Here is a 20,484-nt window from a genome sequence, read left to right on the forward strand (position 1 = left end):
GAGCAAAAAAAGCAAGCCCCCGATCTTCAGCAATAACTCCTGTTATTTTCGTCGAAGTTACTGATAAAAATCAACAAAATGATTACGCCAAGTACATCCCGCCATTCACATGCAGTGTTGTACCGGTAATATATCCCGCATCGGGAGACGCCAAAAACACGGTTGCAGCTGCAATATCTTCCGGACGCCCCAGTTTTGCAAGCGGAATTTGTTGCAAAATCGCGGCTTTTTGCTCATCAGTCAATGCCCGGGTCATATCTGTATCAATAAAACCGGGGGCAATACAATTAACCGTAATATTACGGCTGCCAATTTCCCTGGCCAATGCACGACTCATGCCAGCCACACCAGCCTTGGCAGCAGCATAGTTCATTTGCCCCGGATTACCGGAAGAACCGACAACGGAAGTAATATTAATGATACGGCCACCCTTGGCCTTCATCATGCCACGCAACACCGCACGCGAGAGACGGGCCACAGCGCTCAGATTGGTGGAAATAACGCTATCCCACTCTTCTTCCTTCATGCGCATGGCCAGTTGATCCTGGGTAATGCCGGCGTTATTCACCAAAATGGACAGACCGCCAAATTCTTTCTGTATCTCTTCCACCAGGCTGGCACTGCGCTCAACCTCATTGACGTTGAATACAACGCCCCTGCCCGCACCTGGCGCAACTTCTTCCAGATAGGCGGTAATGGCGGTAGCACCGGATTCGGACGTTGCCGTGCCGATGACTTTTGCGCCCGCTTTTGCCAGACCGATGGCAATTGCCTTACCTATGCCGCGTGAAGCCCCGGTAACCAGGGCAATCTGATTTTCCAATTGTTGTGTCATTTCAAGATTTCCAATACTTTATCCAAACTTGCCTGATCAAATACGGCATCGCCAATCAACTCTGCCTGAATGCGCTTGGTCAGGCCGGTCAATACCTTGCCTGGACCGCATTCAATGACATGGCTGATACCATCAGCGTGCATTTTATTAATGGTTTCTACCCAGCGCACCGGGCTGGCTGCCTGCCTTACCAGTGCATCGCGGATAGACTCTGGCGTATTCAGCACAGTCACGTCGACGTTGTTGATCAGCGGAATGGCTGACGCAGAAAAATTGATACCTGCCAGGTAATCACGCAATTTATCCGATGCCGGCTTCAACAGGGATGAATGGAAAGGCGCAGATACCGGCAAAGACAAAGCGCGCTTGGCGCCTTTGGCTTTGGCGATTTCACAGGCGCGCTCAACCGCTGCCTTACTACCGGCAATCACCACTTGCGCAGGCGCATTGAAATTGACGGCTTCAACCACCTCGCCTGGCGTGCCAGATACTGCCTCAGCACAGGCCAGCTTGACATCTTCATCTGACAAGCCAAGGATGGCAGCCATGCCGCCCTGCCCGACAGGCACCGCATCCTGCATGGATTGCGCACGGAAACGCACCATGGGCACAGCATCAGCAAAGGCGATCACACCTGCGGCCACCAGCGCCGAATACTCACCAAGACTATGGCCAGCAACCAATTTTGGTATCGGCCCACCGGCAGCTATCCACGCACGGTAACAGGCCACGGCGGCCGTCAGCATGACTGGCTGCGTATTGGTTGTCAGATCCAGCGCCTCTTTCGGGCCTTCGTTGATCAGTTTACCCAGGTCAAGCTTAAGGGCATCAGATGCCTCGGCGATGGTTTGCTGGACTACGGCATTGTCGGCGAAGCCGTTCAACATGCCTATGGCCTGCGAGCCCTGGCCGGGGAAGACAAATGCAAATTGCGTCATATCTATCTCTATGTGTTTATTATTTGCGTGTTGTTTGCTTATTATTTGCTTACGACTTACCAGTTACTGAATTACATCCTGACTATGGCTGCACCCCAGGTAAAGCCACCACCCACACCTTCAAGTAAAACCGTATGACCCGGCTGCACCCGGCCATCGCGCACGGCCAGATCCAGCGCCAGCGGTATCGATGCAGCGGAGGTGTTGCCATGCTGATCAACCGTCACCACCATTTTATCCATAGGCATGCGCATTTTTTTTGCCGTGCTCTGCATGATGCGTATATTGGCCTGGTGCGGTATCAGCCAGTCAATCTGGTCGGCCTTCATTCCAGCAATTTCCAGGGCTTCGTTGGCCACTTTTTCCAGCACGGACACAGCCAGTTTGAACACCGCCGGGCCATCCATATACAGGAAAGCACTGCCAGCCACCACACCGCCCTGCACATTACCAGGCACGCACAGGATACTGGCATGACTGCCGTCGGCATGCAGCTTGGTTGCCAGCACGCCGGGTTCATCAGAACGGGACATGACAATCGCACCAGCACCATCACCAAACAACACGCAGGTTGTACGGTCTTCAAAATTCAGTATCTTGGAAAATACTTCCGCGCCGATCACCAGCACATTTTTATGGCTGCCCGACTTGATCATGCTGTCAGCCACTGACATCGCATACATGAAGCCACTACACACTGCCTGCACATCCATGGCAGCTGCGCCATTGTTGATGCCCAGCTTGTTTTGCACCACACAGGCGGTACTGGGAAAGCCACCCAGGAAATCCGGTGTCGATGTCGCCAGAACGATCAGATCAATATCATTCGGCTGCATTTTTGCAGCATCCAGCGCCTTCTTCGCGGCTTCTACCGCCAGATCACTGGAAGTAACTTCAGGTTCAGCATAGTGACGGAACGAAATACCGCTGCGCGAGAATATCCATTCATCCGAGGTTTCTATACCCTTTGCCGCCAGTTGGTCGGTCAATTCCTGATTACTTACTTTGTTGGGAGGCAGGTAGCTGCCAGTACCGATAATTTTGCTAAAGAAAGTCATGCGGTTTTTTGTACCAAGAGTTCGTTGTTGTCCGGAGCGACTGCAGCTACTTCTGCAATGGGCATCAATTTTGCCATTGTGGTCGCGATGCGGGACAATACATCATTTTTTGCGGCATCAAATGCGCGCTGTATTGCCCATTCATAACTATATTTGTCTGCACTGCCATGGCTTTTGAATACCAGGCCACGCAGACCCAGCAGACTGCCGCCATTATAATTGGAGGGATTCATGGTGCGCGATATGGATTTCAGCGCACCACGTGCCAGCAAGGCACCCAGCATATTCAGGGGATTACTCTTGAACGATGACGTCAGGGTGGTTTTGACAAAACGCCCCATGCCCTCGGCTGCCTTCAAGGTGACATTGCCAACAAAACCGTCGCAAACGACGATATCAGTCGTACCCTCAAAGATGTCATTGCCTTCGACATTGCCATAAAAATTCAGGATGCCACGCTCATGATCGGCACGCAGCAGTTGCGCCGTCTTCTTGACCATGTCATTGCCCTTGATATCTTCTTCGCCGACGTTCAGCAAGCCTATGCTGGGCTTGTCCTTGCCTTCCAGCGCCGACACCAGGGCAGAACCCATGATGGCAAACTGATGCAAATGCAGGGGCTCGCAATCCACGTTTGCGCCCAGGTCAAGCATATAGGTCGGTAAATTTTTCTGGTTCGGCAAAATACTGCAGATGGCCGGGCGATCAACGCCCTGCATGGTTTTAAGCACATAGCGTGATACGGCCATCAGAGCACCGGTATTGCCCGCAGACACGCAGGCCTGCGCATTGCCTTCTTTCACCTGGTTGATTGCCACGCGCATGGAAGAATCTTTCTTGCGACGCAAGGCGACTTCGATCGGATCATCCATCTCCACCACTTCGGTGGCATTGATGATTCTCAGGCGCGCATGATTGCTGGCGTGACACTTCTTCAGTTCAGCCTGAATGACAGCCTCAGTCCCCACCAGAAGAAATTCAACATCGGGCTCGCGGTTGGCAAACGCCACGGCCGCTGCCACGGTAACTGCCGGGCCATGATCTCCGCCCATGCAGTCTATGGAAATTTTAATTGTCATGTAGTGATACGAAACTTCAATCCGAAACAGCTAGTGTATCAAACCGAGACTGGAATCATCCCGAATTAATTTTTCAAATGCGGAATTATCTCAAAATTTCAAGAAATCACCCGCACTATTCCATCATAGAACTTGCGCAAAAATTATTTCGGCAAGGCACAGACAAAATGCAGGTTAACGAAAAAAAGCGGCGCCAAGTCCAGGACTCGTCACGCCGCTTTTTTTACCAGGAACAGGTATTACTCGTCGTTCTTGGTTTTCAATACTTTACGACCACGATAAAAGCCGTTAGGGCTGATGTGGTGACGCATATGTGTTTCACCAGTTGTTGGCTCGATACCCAGTTGCGGTGCAACCAGGAAATCGTGGGAACGGTGCATGCCACGCTTGGATGGGGACTTTTTGTTTTGCTGAACTGCCATGATAACTCCTAATACTTCAAAAAATGTTTCTAAAAATTTAACACACTTGACTGGAGAGTGCAAACATCACCAGCCAAGAATCCCTAACAATACTTCGACCTGAGTGTTTTTTCAGAATAATGCCACTAGGTACGCCCATTAATTTTCTTCAGCACAGCAAAAGGTGATGCTTTTTTACCGACTTCTGCTTCAATCGCTGCAGTAGTACTTGCTGAAGCCAACGGTTGATCCGGGCATACTGCATGTTTGGGCGATTGGGGTATTGCCAGTAGCGCCTCATCCTCTATCAAATCCTTGATATCGAATGTTTTGCTACCCACTACAACATCGACCTCGTCATCATCAAGCAATGCGTCTATTTCATCGGCATTTTCTTCGTTTTTGGCGAGTATCAATACGGATTCAGAGTCAATTTCAAATGCCAGCGGCGTCAGGCAACGTTGACACAACAACTGCACCGAGCCAGCCACAGTCAATTTCAACTGCGCATGCCCCAGCTTGTCCTTGCCACCTTGCAGAGTCCAGTCCAATCCGCCTTCGGCGCTTGCACTCTCTTCTGACAGACGGGGCAAATCTGTAACCAAAAACCTTCCCGAACGCTGCTCTTCGAGCCGAGAAAACGTGAAAGCGTCGATCACAAATGCTTGCATAGGATTATTTGAACCCAGAAAACCTGCGATAATAACAGGATTACACCTTCTTAGTCAAAGCATTGCCGTAATTTGCGCTAATTTTTCATGATTTTTATGCGCAAAATCTGGCAGACATGTCCAAAAATGCAAATAAACCAGCAAACAACCCGGCTCATTCTGGCCTCCAGCTCAGCCTATCGCCGTGAATTATTAGGTAGACTGCAACTCGAATTCGAAAGTATAGCACCAGACCTGGATGAAACACCGTTCGACGGCGAAAGCCCGGTACAGACCGCGCTGCGTCTGGCACGCCAGAAAGCCGAGGCCATTGCCGCCGACCACGGCGAAGCCATCATCATAGGCTCAGACCAGGTTGCCACGCTGGATGATTTGCAAATCGGCAAACCTGGTAATCATGAAAATGCATTGAAGCAATTGCAACTGATGCGTGGCCGTGAAGTAATATTCCATACCGCCCTGTGCGTGCTGGATACACGCCAAAATGCCCCGGTTCGTCTGCAAGTCGAAGACATTGCCACCACCGTACAATTCCGCAACCTGAGCGATGCCGAACTGGATGCCTATCTACGCATAGAACAACCGTATGATTGCGCCGGCAGCGCCAAAAATGAAGCCTTGGGCATCAGCATACTGGGAAGCATACAAAGCACAGACCCGACTGCCCTGACCGGCCTGCCCCTGATTGCGTTGACTACCATGCTAAGAAACGCCGGCGTGCACTTTTTTAAGCTGTAAAACCTATCATCAGGACTTCCACAAGTTACCCTGGCAAGTAACTGCAACGTAGCCAGGGCGGTTTTGCGAAAGCCCCCAAAACAACAACGAAAACAACGAGAAGCACACTACCATGACAGGCACGCTCTACCTTATCCCCAACACCCTGGGCATCAATGAAAATCAACAGGGCAATTTACTGGCAAGCATCATCCCCGATAGCGTGCAGGCATTCAGCGCACAATTGCAGTACTTTGTTGCTGAAAACGCCAAAACCACCCGCGCCTATCTGAAGTTCCTCAGTCAGCAACATCCACTGCAACACAGCATCCAGGAAATGCATATTTCAGAATTGAATATCAACACCCCTGAACAGGCGCTGGAAGGTTTGTTGCAGCCGCTATTGCAAGGACATGACGTGGGCCTGATCTCAGAGGCTGGCGTGCCTGCGGTGGCCGACCCTGGCGCCAACCTGGTCAGACTGGCCCATAAGCGCCAGATCAAAGTACGCCCGCTGGTTGGCCCCTCATCGCTGCTACTGGCCCTGATGGGCAGTGGACTGAACGGCCAAAGCTTTGCCTTTCACGGTTACCTGCCTACCGATGCAGCCCTCAGGGCAAAACGCATCAAGGAACTGGAAGACCGCTCAAGAAAAGAAAAACAGACGCAATTGCTGATAGAAACCCCATATCGCAATATGGCCATGCTGGAAGCGCTGAGCAGCCAGTGCCAGCCAACCACCCTGATTTGCGTTGCCACCGACCTGAGCCTGGATACAGAGTCACTACAGACCAGAACCGCTGCCGAATGGAAAACCCGCCTGAGCAAACAGCAGGCACCTGATTTTCATAAAAAACCGACCGTTTTCCTGTTTTTATCACAATAAAAAAGAACGACCGGTTCATTTTTTATATTTGCGCTAAGATATCTTCTTTCTGGAGGAAATGAACATGCTGAATTTTGATTTCTACAACCCGACACAGATCTTATTTGGCAAAGGCCGCATTGCCGATCTGAACAAAGTCATCCCTGCCGAAGCCCATGTAATGATGCTCTACGGCGGTGGCAGCATCAAACAAAATGGCGTGTACGATCAAGTCATGACCGCACTGGGAGACCGCAAGGTCACCGAATTTACCGGCATCGAACCCAATCCCAGCTATGAAACCCTGATGAAGGCAGTCGAAATCATCAAGCAAAGCAAGATAGACTTTTTGCTGGCGGTAGGCGGAGGTTCTGTTATTGATGGCACCAAATTCATTGCAGCGGCAGCCTTGTTCGAAGGCGGCGAGCCTTGGGCCATCATGGAAAAACGCGGCAGCAATGTCACCAAAGCGATGCCGTTTGGCAGTGTATTGACCCTGCCGGCCACCGGCTCGGAAATGAATAATGGCGGCGTCGTCACCCGCAAATCCATCAAGGCAAAAATGGCCTTCTCCAGCCGTCACTGCTTCCCGCAGTTTTCCGTGCTGGACCCAACCACTACCTACACCCTGCCCGTACGCCAGATCGGCAATGGTGCGGTCGATGCCTTTGTTCATATCATGGAACAGTATCTGACCTATCCGGTCAATTCACCGGTACAGGACAGATTCGCCGAAGGCCTGTTGCTGACCCTGATCGAAGAAGGCCCGAAAGCCCTGGCCAATCCGGAAGATTATGATGTACGCGCCAATCTCATGTGGTGTGCCACCATGGCCCTGAATGGCCTGATCTCCACTGGCGTGCCGCAAGACTGGGCGACCCATATGATAGGCCATGAACTGACAGCCCTGCACAATATTGACCACGCCCAAACCCTGGCCATCGTCCTGCCCAGCATGCTACGCGTACGCAAGGAAGGCAAACGGGCAAAGTTACTGCAATTTGCAGAACGCGTCTGGGGTCTGCATGATGGCGATGAAGACAGCCGCATAGAAACAGCCATCAGCCGCATGCAAGATTACTTCGAACAGATGGGTGTCAAAACCCGTCTCAGCGACTACCAGCTTGGCAGCAATGATATTGCGCCCATCCTGTCAGCACTGGAAACCCACCGCATGGTCAGCCTGGGTGAAAAACGCGACGTGACACTGGATGTCAGCCGTCAGGTATTGGAGCTCAGTTTGTAATTGGTTTGAGAAGTGTGCAGCCATTCAACGCTGAATGGCTGCAAGTTTATTTCTTTGCCGGCTTCGCAATATGGCAATTCGCATCCAAAAAGCGCATGGCCCCGGTGTAATTAGTATCCCAGTCATCCAGCAAATAATTGCCCGCTTCTTCTACAAAATTATTCCAGTCTTCCAGCAAACCTTCCTGCTTTTCATGGGGGGCGGCAGTTTTAATCCAGTCCGTCGCCAGTTCCGCTTGAAATCCCTCGTCGCGGAATTTTTTCACCAGGCTTTTTGCCGTTTTCTCAGGCAATGTCGTTTTGGGTGTAATGCCACCCACGATGCAGATAAACAGAGTGAGCAGCGAATCGATATCGGTCTTGCCCTTGGTCAGCCTGGTCCACTCTTTGGATACCAGGGCATCGTATTCTGACGTATCTTCCACTTCATGATCACGCAGGTAGTAACGATCCTTGAGTTCAAACACCAGTTTGTCCAGTGAGGCCGTTTTATCTTGCAGGCGCGGCAGGTCATGGGATTTGATCTCGCCCTGCACACGCTCGACAATAGCGTGAAATTTTTCAGGAATATCAGCCAGATCAACGGCTGACCAGGCTTTTTTCAGCCTGGCTGCCGTCGTTGTGCGTATAGAGTCAACCAGGCTGGCAAATTCCACCTGATTCTGCAACATCGCATCGGGCTTGCCAAACATCTGCAACAGCAAGGCTGTGCGGACTACCGATACCGCCTCCACATCTTCTTCTTTCAGGTAACTGGCAGACAGGCCCAGTATTTCACCGAACCAGTAACCGGCCTCGATTTCCAGCGCATTCATCTGGCGGTGTTCGAGTGTATTTCTGTATTCCAGCGGTTTTTCTTTCAGCGACCAGGCTTCCAGAAAATCCTCTACCTTGCCCTTGGCTTCATGTCCCAGCAAAGCGTATTCAGGAAGGGCGAACAAGGTTTTCAGCAAACCGGAACCACCGCGCGACAGCGTCAAAAAAGTGTTATCACGTATCATTTTCGCTGCCAGCTCCAAATCACCCTTGCTGGCTTCTATCAAATACAGGCTGGCCAGATTGACGATGCGCTTGCGTGCCGCTTCAATTTCGGGGCGCAGGTATTTGCTGCCAAAAGCTTCGGCAATCTGCACCATGCCCTTGGGTGCCTCGGTCTCTATTGCCGCAATTTTCGTGGAACTGATAATTGCCTTTTGCACGCCATAGCGCAACGCCGACTCAAAGAAGGGGCGATTGTCCAGCAACGCAATTTCGAAAGTGTTTTCAGACATGGGTATGCAGATGATTCCAGGATGAAGGCAAGACTATCGCCGGGTACAGCAAGGCATACCCGGCATCTGAACAAAATACAGAATCAGTGATTACAGGGCAGACTCTTCGTCATCATCCTTGTCATCGCCGTCATCATTATTTTTTGGACGTTCTTCCTGCTCTTCTTCCACACCCTCGCCACCTTCGAGTTCATCCTGGGCCAGGCTGGCCTGATAGGCTTTATAACGGGCACGCAATTTCATCAGCACTTCCCGGAAAATCTCCGGTAATTCATAGCGCAGAATATAGGTGACCTGCATCCAGTCATGGTCTTCCAGGTTTGCCATATCCAAAGGCGAAGCCAGGCTTTCGGTATCGCGGGTCAGGTTCAGCAAATCATCATCCAGCGCGCGGGTCTTGGATTCGTCGCCATATTCATACAGATCAAACGTGGCATAACGGTAAAAATGTTCGACCATCTGCGTACGGTCCAGCAGATAATCAACCAGGGCATCATAACCCCCATCGACTTCGGCGATTTCATATAAAAATTCCGCCGGATCAGCCCCTTCACGGAAAATCACGGAATTGACCATGCCGCGCAATTGCTCATGCGTCTGGTCGCCATAGCGGCGCTCCAGCACGACCGCCTGGGCAAACTGTTCAGGCGTCACCAGCAAATTCACCAGTGATTCCTTGGACGCATCATATTCGCGGATGATGGCCAGCAAATCCTTGGCCGGAAATTCATCCAGTGCGGCCACCAGGGCTTTATCGCCTTCGGTTTCCGCCAGGTTTGCCAATGCATGCTCAGCGCCAGCGATATCGCCAGCCTTGACCAGGCTCTGTGCTTCGATTAATGCGGGATAGTTCATCAATACTCCTTATTCTTTACGGTCAAAGCCCTGTTCCGCCAGCCAGTCGGCACCAGCTTCACCCAGGTCGTAGTCATCACCATCGTCGCCATCATCCCTGCCATGACGGCCATACTGGCCATCCAGGTCACCGCTTTCCTTCAATTCGTCACTGGCCTCGTTGGCTTCCCTGTCTTCGTCATCCTCATCCTGCGCGTCACTGGCACCAAGTTTGCGCGTCTGCTGGCTGCGGTTCAGGTATTCCAGCCCTGCCGCAATCACCAGAAACGCCTCCCCTGCCGGGTCTTTCAAGACGATGCGGCTCAAAGGCTCTGCCCAGGGTTCCAGCTTGACTGCCGCCGACAGGCTCTTCCACGAAGGTAATTTGTTTTCTTCCTTGGTCGACAAGGCTTCCAGTGCCAGCGGATTCATGAAAATGAAGCCCTCGTGAAACGCCACTGCCAGCATTTCCGGATTGCTGGCCATCATCGGCAATAACATCGGCAATTGTTCTGCCTTTTCGCGCAACCTGGCCTTGAGTACATTTTTACCCTCGGAATCGGATTTCAGGTCTTCCAACTCGGCCTTGTATACCGACATCAGGTCTTCAAAAAAACGCGACAATTTCACTGCAATACTCCTGATAAATAATTTTTCCAGATTTCGCCTGCCGTTTCCAGTGGCGAGTCCAGCAAGTTACGTCGCCTGTTTTCATCATAGGCAGCACGGGCTGCCTCATCCGACAGGACATCGTAAGCTTCTTTTACGGCATGGAATTTTTCTGGTGCCAGTTCCGAATCGTTTCGATCCGGATGGAACTCTGAGGCCTTTTGACGAAAGGCTTTTTTAACGTCGGCCAGACTCGCATTACTGGCGATGCCGAGAACAAAATAATAGTCTTTCATACACACTCTTGGCTTGCATTTGGACTGACATTACTACAGCAGACCTGCCGTCATGAAAGAGGTACGAGGAGAGAAACTTTCTCTCCTCACCGGGTCTGCACCCGAAGCCCCATCAAGAAAGATCAGTGATGGTGGCCGTGTTCGCCGTGCACATGGCCGTGCACGACTTCTTCATCGCTGGCTTCACGCACTTCGATGACTTCCGCTTCAAAACGGATGGTCATGCCAGCCAGAGGGTGATTGCCATCGACCGTGACGATACCAGCATCGATGGCTGTCACGCGAAACTGCATGGTTTCTTCAGTTTCTGGGTCACGTGTTTCAAACGTCATGCCAACTTCGATATCTGGCGGGAAGGCGCTGATATCTTCTTCACGTACAAAACCTGGGTCAAATTCGCCAAAGCCTTCTTCTGGTGCCAAAGTCACGGACACCTTGTCGCCAGCGGCCTTACCTTCAAGCGCTGCCTCAACCGCTGGCAGGATGTTGTCATATCCGCCATGCAGGTAAACAATAGGTTGCTGATTCTGGTCGATGAGCGCGCCTTCGGCGTTGTACATGGCGTAATTCAGGCTGACGACGGTATTTTGTGAAATTTGCATGGCTGTAATAGGTTTGATTACGAGGTGTAATTGTGCATTCTATGCGACAAAAATGAAAAAGACTGGGGGCAAGGGCAAAAACAGGCATACAAACAGCCCGCCCCATCCTTTCAGGCTAACCCTCTATTCTAACAGAGCCAGCCTCAAGCATCATGTTTGCCTTCCCTGCCTTCTTTATACTCCTGTCGCGCCTGGTTGAAACGTTCTTTGGTCTGTGCTTTGTCGCGGTCACGGAAAGCATAGTCTGCTTCCAGCCACATGGCATTAATGATACCAAACGCCAGCACCAAGCCTATTTTCGATTACCAATGTTCAACATGCCAAATGAAAAACCGCCATGATGGCGGTTTTAGGCAGAAGCAGTTGAAATGAAGCTTGTCATAAAGTACATTTATACGCCGATTTTTTCCAGCATGGTTCCCAGCTCACGCAAAGCCGGTTCCAGTTTGGGATGCTGGGCGGCAAATTTTGCCGACAAGGCTTGTGAACGTTCGCTGAGTGCTGCGAACACAGGATCGTCATGCTGTTTCGACGTCGTCAGCACCTGATGGATATCAGTGCTCAGGGTTTCCAGCAAAGACTTTAACTCTTCATCAACGGGACCAGCACCAGCCAGTTCCTGATGTAACTGGGTCAATAAATTTTTCAGGTGTTCGCTTTTCATACGGCATCTCCTCCATTGTTTTTCATATTACATTCAGTTTAGGCGTTTGCTTTGGGAAAAACCAGCACTACTGCTTCAGCAGCAATCCCTTCTTCCCGCCCCAGATAACCGAGACGCTCATTGGTCTTGGCTTTGATATTGACCTGGTCCACAGTGACCTGCAAATCATCGGCAATATTCGCCACCATGGCTGCAATATGCGGTGCCATCTTCGGCGCCTGGGCAATGATGGTGGCATCCAGATTACCCACCTGATAGCCAGCCGCATGAATCCGGCTAACGGCTTCCCGCAACAATACGCGTGAATCCGCACCGGCAAAGCGCGTATCCGTATCGGGAAAATGTCTGCCTATGTCGCCCAGTGCAGTTGCACCAAACAGTGCATCGGTAATCGCATGCAGCAACACATCGGCATCAGAATGTCCCAGCAAGCCGGTATGGTGCGCAATTTCCACGCCACCGATGATCAGTTTGCGCCCTGGTACCAAGGCATGGCAGTCATAACCTTGCCCTATTCTGAAGGGCTGCATCTTATTTTGCATCAATCTTTCTTTCTTCAAATGGAATATCCATCAATCTGGCAATCAGGGCCAGATCACCCGGCAGCGTCAGTTTCGCGTTGCAAGGATGCCCCTCTACCAGTTCTGGAACATGACCTGCAGCCTCGATGGCGCTGGCCTCATCTGTCACCTGCTCAGCCTGGTCCAGGGCATCACACAGCAGTTGATAGCGAAACATTTGCGGCGTCTGCGCCAGCCACATGCCATCGCGTGGCACGGTCTTTACCCTGCCATCAACAAGCTGCTTGATTGTATCCACCACCGGCAAGGCCAGCAAACCACCGACAGTGTGCCCGTCCAGGCGGGCCAGCAAATGTTGCAGCAAGTGCTGATTCAAGCCCGGCCTGGCAGCATCATGCACCAATACCCAGTCATCAGCCCTTAACTGACCGTTCGACTGACCGGTTAGCTGAGCTTTCAATTGCGCTGCCATCTGGCGCAGGCCATTGCGTACCGTATCCCTGCGGGTCTCACCACCACAACGCAATACCGTCAACTTTTCTGCCGCTTGCAAATGCGTGTCGATATAACTATCGCCAGCGCTGACCACGACAAAGGTATGCTGAACCGGCGCAAAACTTAAAAAGGCATCGACCGTATGTTGCAAAATTGTCTTGGTGCCCAGTTGCAGATACTGCTTGGGGGTAGCTGCACCCATGCGAGATCCTACTCCTGCGGCCGGAATCAGTGCAAAATAGCGTGGTTCGTCCTGTAATGTGATTTCCGCGACCATACCATCCAGATTGGCGCTCTCTGATATCAAAGAGCCCCTTCGTTTATAATGAGGCGCTCATTTTAACCGCGTATCCTGTTCCGTAATACGTTTTACGGCATCCTTTCGTCTAGCCGCAATGTCATTTGATTTCAGCAAATCTTTAGCAAAACCCGGCCACAGGCTGGCACTTCCTTATCTGCACGGCTCTTCCGATGCGTATGCATTGGCACAGGCTGCTACTGCGCTCAAGCTGGAAAAGCGCATGCTGACCATTTTTGTTGCCAACCCGGGAGATGCCCAGCGCCTGCTGGATGAAATCCCCTGGTTTAATGCAGAATTGCGCTGCCATTTGCTGCCGGACTGGGAAACCCTGCCATACGACGCCTTTTCACCGCATCAGGATCTGGTATCAGAGCGCCTGGCCAGCCTGCATGAAATCCAGAACGGCAATTGCGATGTCTTGCTGGCACCGGCTACTACAGCCTTGCTGCGCATGGCACCACCGTCTTTCCTGGCAGCCTACACCTTCTTTTTCAAAAAAGGTGACCGCCTTGATGAGGCAAAGCTAAAAAACCAACTGACATTGGCCGGTTACAGCCATGTCAACCAGGTCATGTCGCCGGGTGAATATTCGGTGCGTGGCGGTTTGATCGACCTGTTCCCCATGGGTTCAGCGCTGCCTTACCGCCTGGACCTGTTTGGCGACACCATAGAAACCATACGCACGTTTGATGCCGACACCCAGCGTTCGCTCTACCCTGTGCCGGAAGTGCGCCTGCTGCCTGGGCGTGAATTCCCAATGGATGAACCGGCGCGGGCAGCCTTCCGTAGCCGCTGGCGTGAAACTTTTGAAGGCGACCCTTCGCGTTCGTCCATCTATAAAGACATCGGCAATGGCATTCCGTCTGCGGGCATAGAATATTATCTGCCACTGTTTTTTGAACAGACTGCCACCCTGTTTGACTACCTGCCTGCAACACCACATTTTGCGCTGATAGGCGATATCGACGACGCCATCAAGCGCTTCTGGAACGATACACGATCACGCTACCAGTTTTTAAAGTCTGACCGTGAACGCCCGGTACTGGCACCAGAAACCGTATTTTTGCGTGATGAAGACTTCTTTGCTGCGCTGAAACCGCTGGCACGCTGGACTATTGCCGATACAGACAAAACAGCCGCCGCCTCAGAAGTGTCCAGCTTTTTGCCAGATATAGCCGTCAATCGTCGTGCCGATGATCCGCTGACGAACTTGCGCTCCTTCCTGCTGCAAACAGATAAACGCGTGATGATCTGCGCCGAAACCCTGGGCCGTCGCGAAACCCTGCAACAGTATTTCACTGAATACGATATCCGCCTGAGCCTGTGTGAAGGCTATACCGACTTTGCCACAGCAGACGGCAAGCTGATGCTGGGCGTCGCCCCGTTGCATGCCGGTTTTGTACTGGCAGATGGTCTGGCCTTCATTACCGAAGCCGAGCTGTATGCCGGCAGTGGCAAGCGCATAGGCCGCAAAAAGCAGGAGGCTGTCACCCAGGTTGAGCACATGGTGCGCGATCTGTCAGAATTGAAAATCGGTGACCCCGTGGTCCATAGCAACCATGGCATAGGCCGCTACATGGGTCTGATCAGCATGGATCTGGGCGAAGGTGAGACCGAATTCCTGCATCTGGAATATGCAAAAGACACCAAGCTGTATGTGCCGGTATCGCAACTGCACGTGATTTCACGCTATTCCGGCGCGTCACCTGATGATGCTCCCTTGCACAGCCTGGGCTCAGGTCAGTGGGAAAAAGCCAAGAAAAAAGCCGCGCAGCAAATCCGCGATACCGCCGCCGAACTGCTGAACCTGTATGCCCGCCGCGCGGCACGTCAAGGCCATGCCTTTGAATATTCTGCGCGTGACTATGAAGCCTTTGCCGACAGCTTTGGCTTTGATGAAACACCAGACCAGGCAGCCGCCATCACTGCCGTGATTGGCGACATGACGTCCGGCAAGCCCATGGACAGGCTGATCTGTGGCGATGTAGGCTTTGGCAAGACAGAAGTGGCCTTGCGTGCTGCCTTTGTCGCCGTCATGGGTGGCAAGCAAGTCGCCATTCTGGCACCCACCACACTGCTGGCAGAACAGCATGCCCAAACCTTTGCCGACCGCTTTGCCAACTGGCCAGTGAAAATTGCGGAATTATCGCGCTTCCGTTCCAGCAAGGAAATCAGTCTGGCCATGAAGGGCATGGGCGACGGCACCATCGATATCGTCATCGGTACGCACAAATTGCTGTCTGGCGATGTCAAATTTTCCCGCCTTGGTCTGGTGATCATCGACGAAGAACATCGCTTTGGTGTGCGTCAGAAAGAAGCCCTCAAAGCGCTACGTGCAGAAGTCGATGTATTGACACTGACAGCGACACCCATACCACGCACCCTGGGTATGGCGCTGGAAGGTTTGCGTGACTTTTCCATCATCGCCACTGCGCCGCAAAAACGGCTGGCGATCAAGACCTTTGTACGCGGGGAAGATGATTCCGTCATCCGCGAAGCCTGCCTGCGCGAACTGAAACGTGGCGGCCAGGTGTACTTCCTGCACAATGAAGTTGAAACCATAGAAAACCGCAAGGCCATGCTGGAAGCCCTGCTGCCAGAGGCACGCGTGGTCGTGGCACATGGCCAGATGCATGAGCGTGACCTGGAAAAAGTCATGCGTGACTTTGTGGCCCAACGCCATAATATTTTGCTGTGCACCACCATTATTGAAACCGGCATTGACGTACCCACAGCCAATACCATCATCATGCACAGGGCTGACAAATTCGGCCTGGCACAATTACACCAGTTGCGCGGTCGCGTCGGTCGTTCCCACCATCAGGCCTATGCCTATTTGCTAGTACATGACGTGCAAAGCCTGACCAAGCAAGCGAATCGCCGCCTTGAAGCCATTCAGCAGATGGAAGAACTGGGTAGCGGCTTTTACCTGGCCATGCATGATCTGGAAATTCGCGGTGCCGGTGAAGTACTGGGTGACAACCAGTCTGGCGAGATGCATGAAATTGGTTTCCAGATGTATTCCGACATGCTCAATGAAGCCGTACGCTCGCTGAAAAATGGCAAGGAACCTGATCTGGCCGCACCATTGTCGACGACGACCGAAATCAACCTGCACATCCCCGCCCTGCTGCCGAATGAATTTTGTGGCGACGTGCATGAACGCCTGTCCATCTACAAGCGCCTGGCCAATTGCAGCAGCGCCAGCGGCATTGATGACATGCAGGAAGAAATGATAGACCGCTTTGGCAAACTGCCAGAAGCCGTGAAATCGCTGCTGGAAACACACAGATTGCGCGTTGCCGCCAAACCGCTGGGCATCATCAAAATCGATGCCCACAGCGAAGCTGCGACCCTGCAGTTTGAACCCAAGCCACCGATAGATGGTATGCGCATCATAGAATTGGTGCAAAAAAACAAGCACATCAAACTCAATGGCCAGGACAAGCTGCGCATTACAGCCGCCATGCCCGACCTGGCCAGCCGTGTAGCCCAGATCAAGGCCACCATCAAGGCACTGCACTAAATAATTGAATAAAATCAGCGAATAAAATAAGTGAATAAAAAGAGACGACTATGCATTTGACCATACAAGGCCTGAACAGCACACTCAGCAATAACACCGCACTCATTCAGGACATCGCCAGCCAGACCAAGGGAAAACTGATACAACTGAATGATCAGGCAGTGCGCCTGGATAATGCAGAATGCGATGAGCAGACACTGACTGCAATACGCGAACGCTGCTTTGCAGCCCAATTAGATGTCACCGCTCTGGACAGGCAACTTGCCCTGGCCGATTTCAAGCTGGTGGCGATGGACATGGATTCAACCCTGATCACCATAGAATGCATCGATGAAATCGCCGACATGCAGGGTCTGAAACCGCAGGTGGCAGAAATCACTGAAGCTGCCATGCGTGGCGAACTGGAATTTCAGGAAAGCCTGACCCGTCGCGTCGCCCTGCTCAAAGGCCTCGATGCCGGCGCCTTGCAACGCGTGTATGACGAACGCCTGCAATTGTCACTGGGCGCAGACCAGATGCTGAAGACCATACAGCAAGCCGGCCTCAGGACCTTACTGGTATCCGGTGGCTTTACTTTCTTCACCGACCGCATGAAATCACGCCTGAATCTGGACTACACCCACTCCAATGTACTCGAAATCCAGGACGGCAAACTGACTGGCAAAGTCATAGGCACTATCGTCGATGCTGATGAAAAACAGAGAACCGTGGAACGAGTCTGTGCCGACATAGGCATTACCACAAGTCAAGCCATCGTCATGGGTGACGGTGCGAATGATTTGAAAATGATGAAAATTTCTGGTTTGTCAGTCGCCTTCAGGGCCAAGCCTGTGGTGCGTGCACAGGCCGATGTGGCCCTGAATTTTGTCGGGCTGGACGGGGTATTGAACTTGCTTTGAACAAAGTTGTTTGTTTTGTGGCTTGCATTGCCAGGTATCAAACTGACGTAGGCCACTGATCTATTTTTGCTTATTTGCTCTTATTTAATCCCAGCACTTTCAAGTGATTGGCAGGATGCACGGGATCGCGGTTTCTTTCGCTTACTCTGGCGACAGAATCCGGCTTTCCCAAGTATTGCTGATAAGTTCTTTTCGCATGTATGTAATCATTGTACGTTAGAGCTATCCCGCCATTCCATGTCAGGCCCAATGGAATACCTTCAAACTTTTCAAGAAAATCCGCCAGCCCTTCTTTTATGATCAGTTCGGGATATTCATTCTTTTTTATTTTAGCTTCTACGAGCAAATGTAAATTGTTTTTGAAGGCCTCCCATGTTTCCATGCTGACCCCAGCCTGTGCACTGACTTGCCCCCTTAATTTATCAAGATCAGCGTCAGTCCGGGACTTGGGTATTGATGTATACGATGTCACATCGGGTTTACTGACATCAATAATCACATAACCAGGGGCTGCCTTCGCTGGCATAGATGTGATCAGAAAAATAGTGAAAACGACGATGATATTTCTGAGCATGTGCATTTCCTTGCAGGGTAGATTTGTAAAGGAAATACAAGTCTGCAATATTGAAGCAGGCACAACAACAAGCCGCTAAAAAGTCGCGCTTTTTTATACAGTGCGTATTATCAAAAAACCGTTATGGGCGAGTCTTTGAGTGTCGCAATTGAAGCACTGAAACTACTTTGATACATGCATATGCAAATAATACTGCCATCAACCTATTGTGACTAAAAGGCTGCAGCGACTTTGCGCGGCTTCTGTTAAAGCACATACTAGTAAATTAACTGCAATAACAGCATCTTCATCGCCGTTCAAGATTCCTTCAAAAGAATCAAGCTCGGTTTTCAACTCGATAATTTCGTGAGGGTAAAGCCAGGACAAGCAAAATATTCCGTCCGGTGACTTGAAAGAATAGTCTGGGCATGCAGCTACAGTGCGCCCTTCAAACAAAAGCATTTGATAGTAATCAGATGCAGGATTAGAACAATTAGGCAACACCTCTGAAAGCTCATCTGGATAATTGTAATGTTTTATAGGCGAGCTGATATATTCATTTTGCTCGTTATGAAGTAGGTCCCAATACTCGAAAACAATCTCATCGATGAGCTCTGCTTCTTCGATATTCGAAGTAATGAGCGCAGCGGCGCCTCTTTCGACGATGTCCAATACTTTTTCTTTAAACATTTTAGGGAAATCGTCTGGCCACTCTTCCATAATTGGAAAAATTTCTTCTGAAAAATTTCTTAATGTCTGCGAGAAAGCATTCCCTAAACCCATCGGCTCCTACCAACTGGTATTGAACACGTATTCCCATTACTCGTTTTCACTTATGTAAAATTCATCTCCAGATAATATAACGGTATCAATGGGATGGGCAAATACGACTCAAATAATAGTACGAACGTTCTATTATTTGAGTTAGAATAGTTTCAGCTCATCCAGCACATCCACCTGTGCCAGGAGTAATATCATACAAAAACTGAAACAATTGGGAGACACCGATGTTTGAAGAATTCATGGGCACCATGCCGGTGGCCGAGCGTCAAAAATTTGATGTGGAGGCATTGGCAGACTATATGCGTCAGCATGTTGAGGGTTTCGATGCTTCACTGGCAGACAAGCTGGTGGTTGAACAATTCAAGGGAGGGCAATCCAACCCTACCTTCAAACTCAGTGCCGGCGACCAGCGCTATGTCATGCGTGCCAAGCCTGGCCCGGTAGCAAAGCTGCTGCCGTCTGCCCATGCTATCGAACGTGAATTCAAGGTCATGAATGCCTTGAACAAGGCAGGTTTTCCGGCTGCACGGCAATATGCGCTGTGCACCGATGAGGATGTCGTCGGTCGCGCGTTTTACATCATGGAATTTGTCGATGGCCGTGTGCTGTGGGATCAATCCCTGCCCGGCATGACGCCTGCGCAGCGGACAGATATCTATGATGAAATGAATCGCGTCATTGCCCAATTGCATACCATAGACTATGCAGCCATAGGCTTGGCCGACTATGGCAAGCCGGGCAATTATTTCGCCCGTCAGATAGACCGCTGGACCAAACAATATCGTGCTTCCGAAACTGAAAAAATCGAAGCCATGGACAAGCTCATAGAATGGCTGCCGCATAATATCCCGCCTGGTGACGACACCAGCATCGTGCATGGTGATTACCGCCTCGACAATATGATGTTCCATCCTACTGAGCCACGTATCATGGCCTTACTGGATTGGGAACTGTCAACCCTCGGCCATCCGCTGGCTGATTTTTCTTATCACTGCATGAGCTGGCATGTAACGCCCGGTCAGTTCCGTGGCATTGCCGGACTTGATCACAAGACCTTGGGCATCCCCAACGAGCAGGAATACATTGCCAAATATTGCGAGCGTACCGGCAAAACCATACGCCCGGAAGATTTCAATTTCTATCTGGCCTACAACCTGTTCCGCATGGCCGGTATTTTACAGGGCATCATGAAGCGTTATGTTGATGGTACGGCATCCAGCGCGCAGGCGAAAAAATCTGGCGAAGCGGCACGGCCTATGGCCGAACTGGGCTGGAGTTACGTCAAAAAGCAAGCTTAAATCCAGGCGGCACATTCTTTCAG

23 protein-coding genes are annotated in these 20,484 nt (G+C 51.2%); 6 read left to right on the forward strand and 17 right to left on the reverse strand.

The window, feature by feature from the left end; genetic code table 11:
* Nucleotides 1–82: 82 nt before the first annotated feature.
* The 6 genes from fabG to H8L32_RS01135 form a co-directional block, all read right to left on the reverse strand.
* Nucleotides 83–835 (reverse strand): 3-oxoacyl-ACP reductase FabG, encoded by a 753-nt coding sequence (fabG, locus tag H8L32_RS01110; protein ID WP_186945314.1) that lies wholly within the window; start codon nt 833–835, stop codon nt 83–85.
* Nucleotides 832–1,773: an ACP S-malonyltransferase gene (gene fabD / locus H8L32_RS01115; protein WP_186945315.1), complete on the reverse strand. Its 942-nt coding sequence runs from the start codon at nt 1,771–1,773 to the stop codon at nt 832–834. Before fabD ends, fabG begins: the two co-directional genes overlap by 4 nt.
* Before the next feature lie 71 nt (nt 1,774–1,844).
* Nucleotides 1,845–2,831 (reverse strand): beta-ketoacyl-ACP synthase III, encoded by a 987-nt coding sequence (locus tag H8L32_RS01120; protein WP_186945316.1) that lies wholly within the window; start codon nt 2,829–2,831, stop codon nt 1,845–1,847.
* A complete protein-coding gene (gene plsX / locus H8L32_RS01125; RefSeq protein WP_186945317.1) occupies nt 2,828–3,910 on the reverse strand; it encodes a phosphate acyltransferase PlsX in 1,083 nt (360 codons plus the stop codon). The genes H8L32_RS01120 and plsX overlap by 4 nt, the downstream gene beginning before the upstream one ends.
* A 239-nt stretch (nt 3,911–4,149) precedes the next feature.
* Complete coding sequence (gene rpmF, locus H8L32_RS01130; protein ID WP_186945318.1) at nt 4,150–4,332, reverse strand: 50S ribosomal protein L32; 183 nt, start codon at nt 4,330–4,332, stop codon at nt 4,150–4,152.
* 125 nt (nt 4,333–4,457) lie between these two features.
* Entirely contained in the window at nt 4,458–4,982 is a 525-nt protein-coding gene (locus tag H8L32_RS01135; protein WP_186945319.1) for a YceD family protein, read from the reverse strand.
* A 126-nt stretch (nt 4,983–5,108) separates the two neighbouring features.
* Here H8L32_RS01135 and H8L32_RS01140 point away from each other — a divergent pair, with 126 nt between their 5' ends.
* The 3 genes from H8L32_RS01140 to H8L32_RS01150 all read left to right on the forward strand — a co-directional run bounded on the left by H8L32_RS01140 (nt 5,109) and on the right by H8L32_RS01150 (nt 7,810).
* Nucleotides 5,109–5,720, forward strand: coding sequence for a Maf family nucleotide pyrophosphatase (locus tag H8L32_RS01140; RefSeq protein WP_186945320.1), 612 nt, complete (start codon nt 5,109–5,111; stop codon nt 5,718–5,720).
* Between the two features lie 112 nt (nt 5,721–5,832).
* Nucleotides 5,833–6,585, forward strand: coding sequence for an SAM-dependent methyltransferase (locus H8L32_RS01145; RefSeq protein WP_186945321.1), 753 nt, complete (start codon nt 5,833–5,835; stop codon nt 6,583–6,585).
* A 64-nt stretch (nt 6,586–6,649) separates the two neighbouring features.
* The gene (locus tag H8L32_RS01150) at nt 6,650–7,810 is read left to right on the forward strand and encodes an iron-containing alcohol dehydrogenase (protein ID WP_186945322.1); all 1,161 of its coding nucleotides are present in this window, start codon (nt 6,650–6,652) and stop codon (nt 7,808–7,810) included.
* 46 nt (nt 7,811–7,856) lie between these two features.
* Here the strand turns inward: H8L32_RS01150 and H8L32_RS01155 are convergent, their stop codons facing one another.
* The 9 genes from H8L32_RS01155 to ispD all read right to left on the reverse strand — a co-directional run bounded on the left by H8L32_RS01155 (nt 7,857) and on the right by ispD (nt 13,378).
* A complete protein-coding gene (locus H8L32_RS01155) occupies nt 7,857–9,080 on the reverse strand; it encodes a hypothetical protein (protein ID WP_186945323.1) in 1,224 nt (407 codons plus the stop codon).
* Between the two features lie 90 nt (nt 9,081–9,170).
* Entirely contained in the window at nt 9,171–9,935 is a 765-nt protein-coding gene (locus H8L32_RS01160; protein WP_186945324.1) for a hypothetical protein, read from the reverse strand.
* A gap of 9 nt (nt 9,936–9,944) precedes the next feature.
* Nucleotides 9,945–10,544 carry a hypothetical protein gene (locus H8L32_RS01165; protein ID WP_186945325.1) on the reverse strand — a complete coding sequence of 200 codons (600 nt, stop codon included), beginning with the start codon at nt 10,542–10,544 and terminating at the stop codon, nt 9,945–9,947.
* Complete coding sequence (locus H8L32_RS01170) at nt 10,541–10,819, reverse strand: DnaJ domain-containing protein (RefSeq protein ID WP_186945326.1); 279 nt, start codon at nt 10,817–10,819, stop codon at nt 10,541–10,543. The genes H8L32_RS01165 and H8L32_RS01170 overlap by 4 nt, the downstream gene beginning before the upstream one ends.
* Nucleotides 10,820–10,941: 122 nt before the next feature.
* Nucleotides 10,942–11,421 carry an FKBP-type peptidyl-prolyl cis-trans isomerase gene (locus H8L32_RS01175; protein ID WP_186945327.1) on the reverse strand — a complete coding sequence of 160 codons (480 nt, stop codon included), beginning with the start codon at nt 11,419–11,421 and terminating at the stop codon, nt 10,942–10,944.
* Between the two features lie 143 nt (nt 11,422–11,564).
* Nucleotides 11,565–11,711: a cytochrome bd-I oxidase subunit CydX gene (locus H8L32_RS01180; RefSeq protein WP_222619120.1), complete on the reverse strand. Its 147-nt coding sequence runs from the start codon at nt 11,709–11,711 to the stop codon at nt 11,565–11,567.
* Between the two features lie 101 nt (nt 11,712–11,812).
* Nucleotides 11,813–12,085: a DUF4404 family protein gene (locus H8L32_RS01185; RefSeq protein ID WP_186945328.1), complete on the reverse strand. Its 273-nt coding sequence runs from the start codon at nt 12,083–12,085 to the stop codon at nt 11,813–11,815.
* A gap of 38 nt (nt 12,086–12,123) precedes the next feature.
* Entirely contained in the window at nt 12,124–12,627 is a 504-nt protein-coding gene (ispF, locus tag H8L32_RS01190) for a 2-C-methyl-D-erythritol 2,4-cyclodiphosphate synthase (RefSeq protein ID WP_230412017.1), read from the reverse strand.
* A complete protein-coding gene (gene ispD / locus H8L32_RS01195) occupies nt 12,617–13,378 on the reverse strand; it encodes a 2-C-methyl-D-erythritol 4-phosphate cytidylyltransferase (protein ID WP_186945724.1) in 762 nt (253 codons plus the stop codon). The genes ispF and ispD overlap by 11 nt, the downstream gene beginning before the upstream one ends.
* Nucleotides 13,379–13,496: 118 nt before the next feature.
* Between ispD and mfd the strand changes: the two genes are divergently transcribed.
* Entirely contained in the window at nt 13,497–16,928 is a 3,432-nt protein-coding gene (mfd, locus tag H8L32_RS01200; RefSeq protein ID WP_186945329.1) for a transcription-repair coupling factor, read from the forward strand.
* Between the two features lie 50 nt (nt 16,929–16,978).
* A complete protein-coding gene (gene serB / locus H8L32_RS01205) occupies nt 16,979–17,827 on the forward strand; it encodes a phosphoserine phosphatase SerB (RefSeq protein ID WP_186945330.1) in 849 nt (282 codons plus the stop codon).
* Between the two features lie 70 nt (nt 17,828–17,897).
* Here the strand turns inward: serB and H8L32_RS01210 are convergent, their stop codons facing one another.
* Both H8L32_RS01210 and H8L32_RS01215 read right to left on the reverse strand, forming a co-directional pair.
* The gene (locus H8L32_RS01210) at nt 17,898–18,401 is read right to left on the reverse strand and encodes a hypothetical protein (protein ID WP_186945331.1); all 504 of its coding nucleotides are present in this window, start codon (nt 18,399–18,401) and stop codon (nt 17,898–17,900) included.
* A gap of 198 nt (nt 18,402–18,599) precedes the next feature.
* The gene (locus H8L32_RS01215) at nt 18,600–19,163 is read right to left on the reverse strand and encodes a hypothetical protein (protein ID WP_186945332.1); all 564 of its coding nucleotides are present in this window, start codon (nt 19,161–19,163) and stop codon (nt 18,600–18,602) included.
* A 224-nt stretch (nt 19,164–19,387) separates the two neighbouring features.
* Here H8L32_RS01215 and H8L32_RS01220 point away from each other — a divergent pair, with 224 nt between their 5' ends.
* Entirely contained in the window at nt 19,388–20,461 is a 1,074-nt protein-coding gene (locus H8L32_RS01220) for a phosphotransferase (RefSeq protein WP_186945333.1), read from the forward strand.
* Nucleotides 20,462–20,484 lie beyond the last annotated feature (23 nt).

The sequence above is a fragment of the Undibacterium hunanense genome, assembly GCF_014284335.1.
Classification (GTDB): Bacteria; Pseudomonadota; Gammaproteobacteria; order Burkholderiales; family Burkholderiaceae_D; genus Undibacterium; species Undibacterium hunanense.

Bases quoted from the DNA above. Each gene is read 5' to 3' on its own strand.
- fabG (WP_186945314.1), bottom strand. From the start codon at position 835: ATGACACAACAATTGGAAAATCAGATTGCCCTGGTTACCGGGGCTTCA.
- fabD (WP_186945315.1), bottom strand. From the start codon at position 1,773: ATGACGCAATTTGCATTTGTCTTCCCCGGCCAGGGCTCGCAGGCCATA.
- H8L32_RS01120 (WP_186945316.1), bottom strand. From the start codon at position 2,831: ATGACTTTCTTTAGCAAAATTATCGGTACTGGCAGCTACCTGCCTCCC.
- plsX (WP_186945317.1), bottom strand. From the start codon at position 3,910: ATGACAATTAAAATTTCCATAGACTGCATGGGCGGAGATCATGGCCCG.
- rpmF (WP_186945318.1), bottom strand. From the start codon at position 4,332: ATGGCAGTTCAGCAAAACAAAAAGTCCCCATCCAAGCGTGGCATGCAC.
- H8L32_RS01135 (WP_186945319.1), bottom strand. From the start codon at position 4,982: ATGCAAGCATTTGTGATCGACGCTTTCACGTTTTCTCGGCTCGAAGAG.
- H8L32_RS01140 (WP_186945320.1), top strand. From the start codon at position 5,109: ATGCAAATAAACCAGCAAACAACCCGGCTCATTCTGGCCTCCAGCTCA.
- H8L32_RS01145 (WP_186945321.1), top strand. From the start codon at position 5,833: ATGACAGGCACGCTCTACCTTATCCCCAACACCCTGGGCATCAATGAA.
- H8L32_RS01150 (WP_186945322.1), top strand. From the start codon at position 6,650: ATGCTGAATTTTGATTTCTACAACCCGACACAGATCTTATTTGGCAAA.
- H8L32_RS01155 (WP_186945323.1), bottom strand. From the start codon at position 9,080: ATGTCTGAAAACACTTTCGAAATTGCGTTGCTGGACAATCGCCCCTTC.
- H8L32_RS01160 (WP_186945324.1), bottom strand. From the start codon at position 9,935: ATGAACTATCCCGCATTAATCGAAGCACAGAGCCTGGTCAAGGCTGGC.
- H8L32_RS01170 (WP_186945326.1), bottom strand. From the start codon at position 10,819: ATGAAAGACTATTATTTTGTTCTCGGCATCGCCAGTAATGCGAGTCTG.
- H8L32_RS01175 (WP_186945327.1), bottom strand. From the start codon at position 11,421: ATGCAAATTTCACAAAATACCGTCGTCAGCCTGAATTACGCCATGTAC.
- H8L32_RS01185 (WP_186945328.1), bottom strand. From the start codon at position 12,085: ATGAAAAGCGAACACCTGAAAAATTTATTGACCCAGTTACATCAGGAA.
- ispF (WP_230412017.1), bottom strand. From the start codon at position 12,627: ATGCAAAATAAGATGCAGCCCTTCAGAATAGGGCAAGGTTATGACTGC.
- ispD (WP_186945724.1), bottom strand. From the start codon at position 13,378: ATGGTCGCGGAAATCACATTACAGGACGAACCACGCTATTTTGCACTG.
- mfd (WP_186945329.1), top strand. From the start codon at position 13,497: ATGTCATTTGATTTCAGCAAATCTTTAGCAAAACCCGGCCACAGGCTG.
- serB (WP_186945330.1), top strand. From the start codon at position 16,979: ATGCATTTGACCATACAAGGCCTGAACAGCACACTCAGCAATAACACC.
- H8L32_RS01210 (WP_186945331.1), bottom strand. From the start codon at position 18,401: ATGCTCAGAAATATCATCGTCGTTTTCACTATTTTTCTGATCACATCT.
- H8L32_RS01215 (WP_186945332.1), bottom strand. From the start codon at position 19,163: ATGGGTTTAGGGAATGCTTTCTCGCAGACATTAAGAAATTTTTCAGAA.
- H8L32_RS01220 (WP_186945333.1), top strand. From the start codon at position 19,388: ATGTTTGAAGAATTCATGGGCACCATGCCGGTGGCCGAGCGTCAAAAA.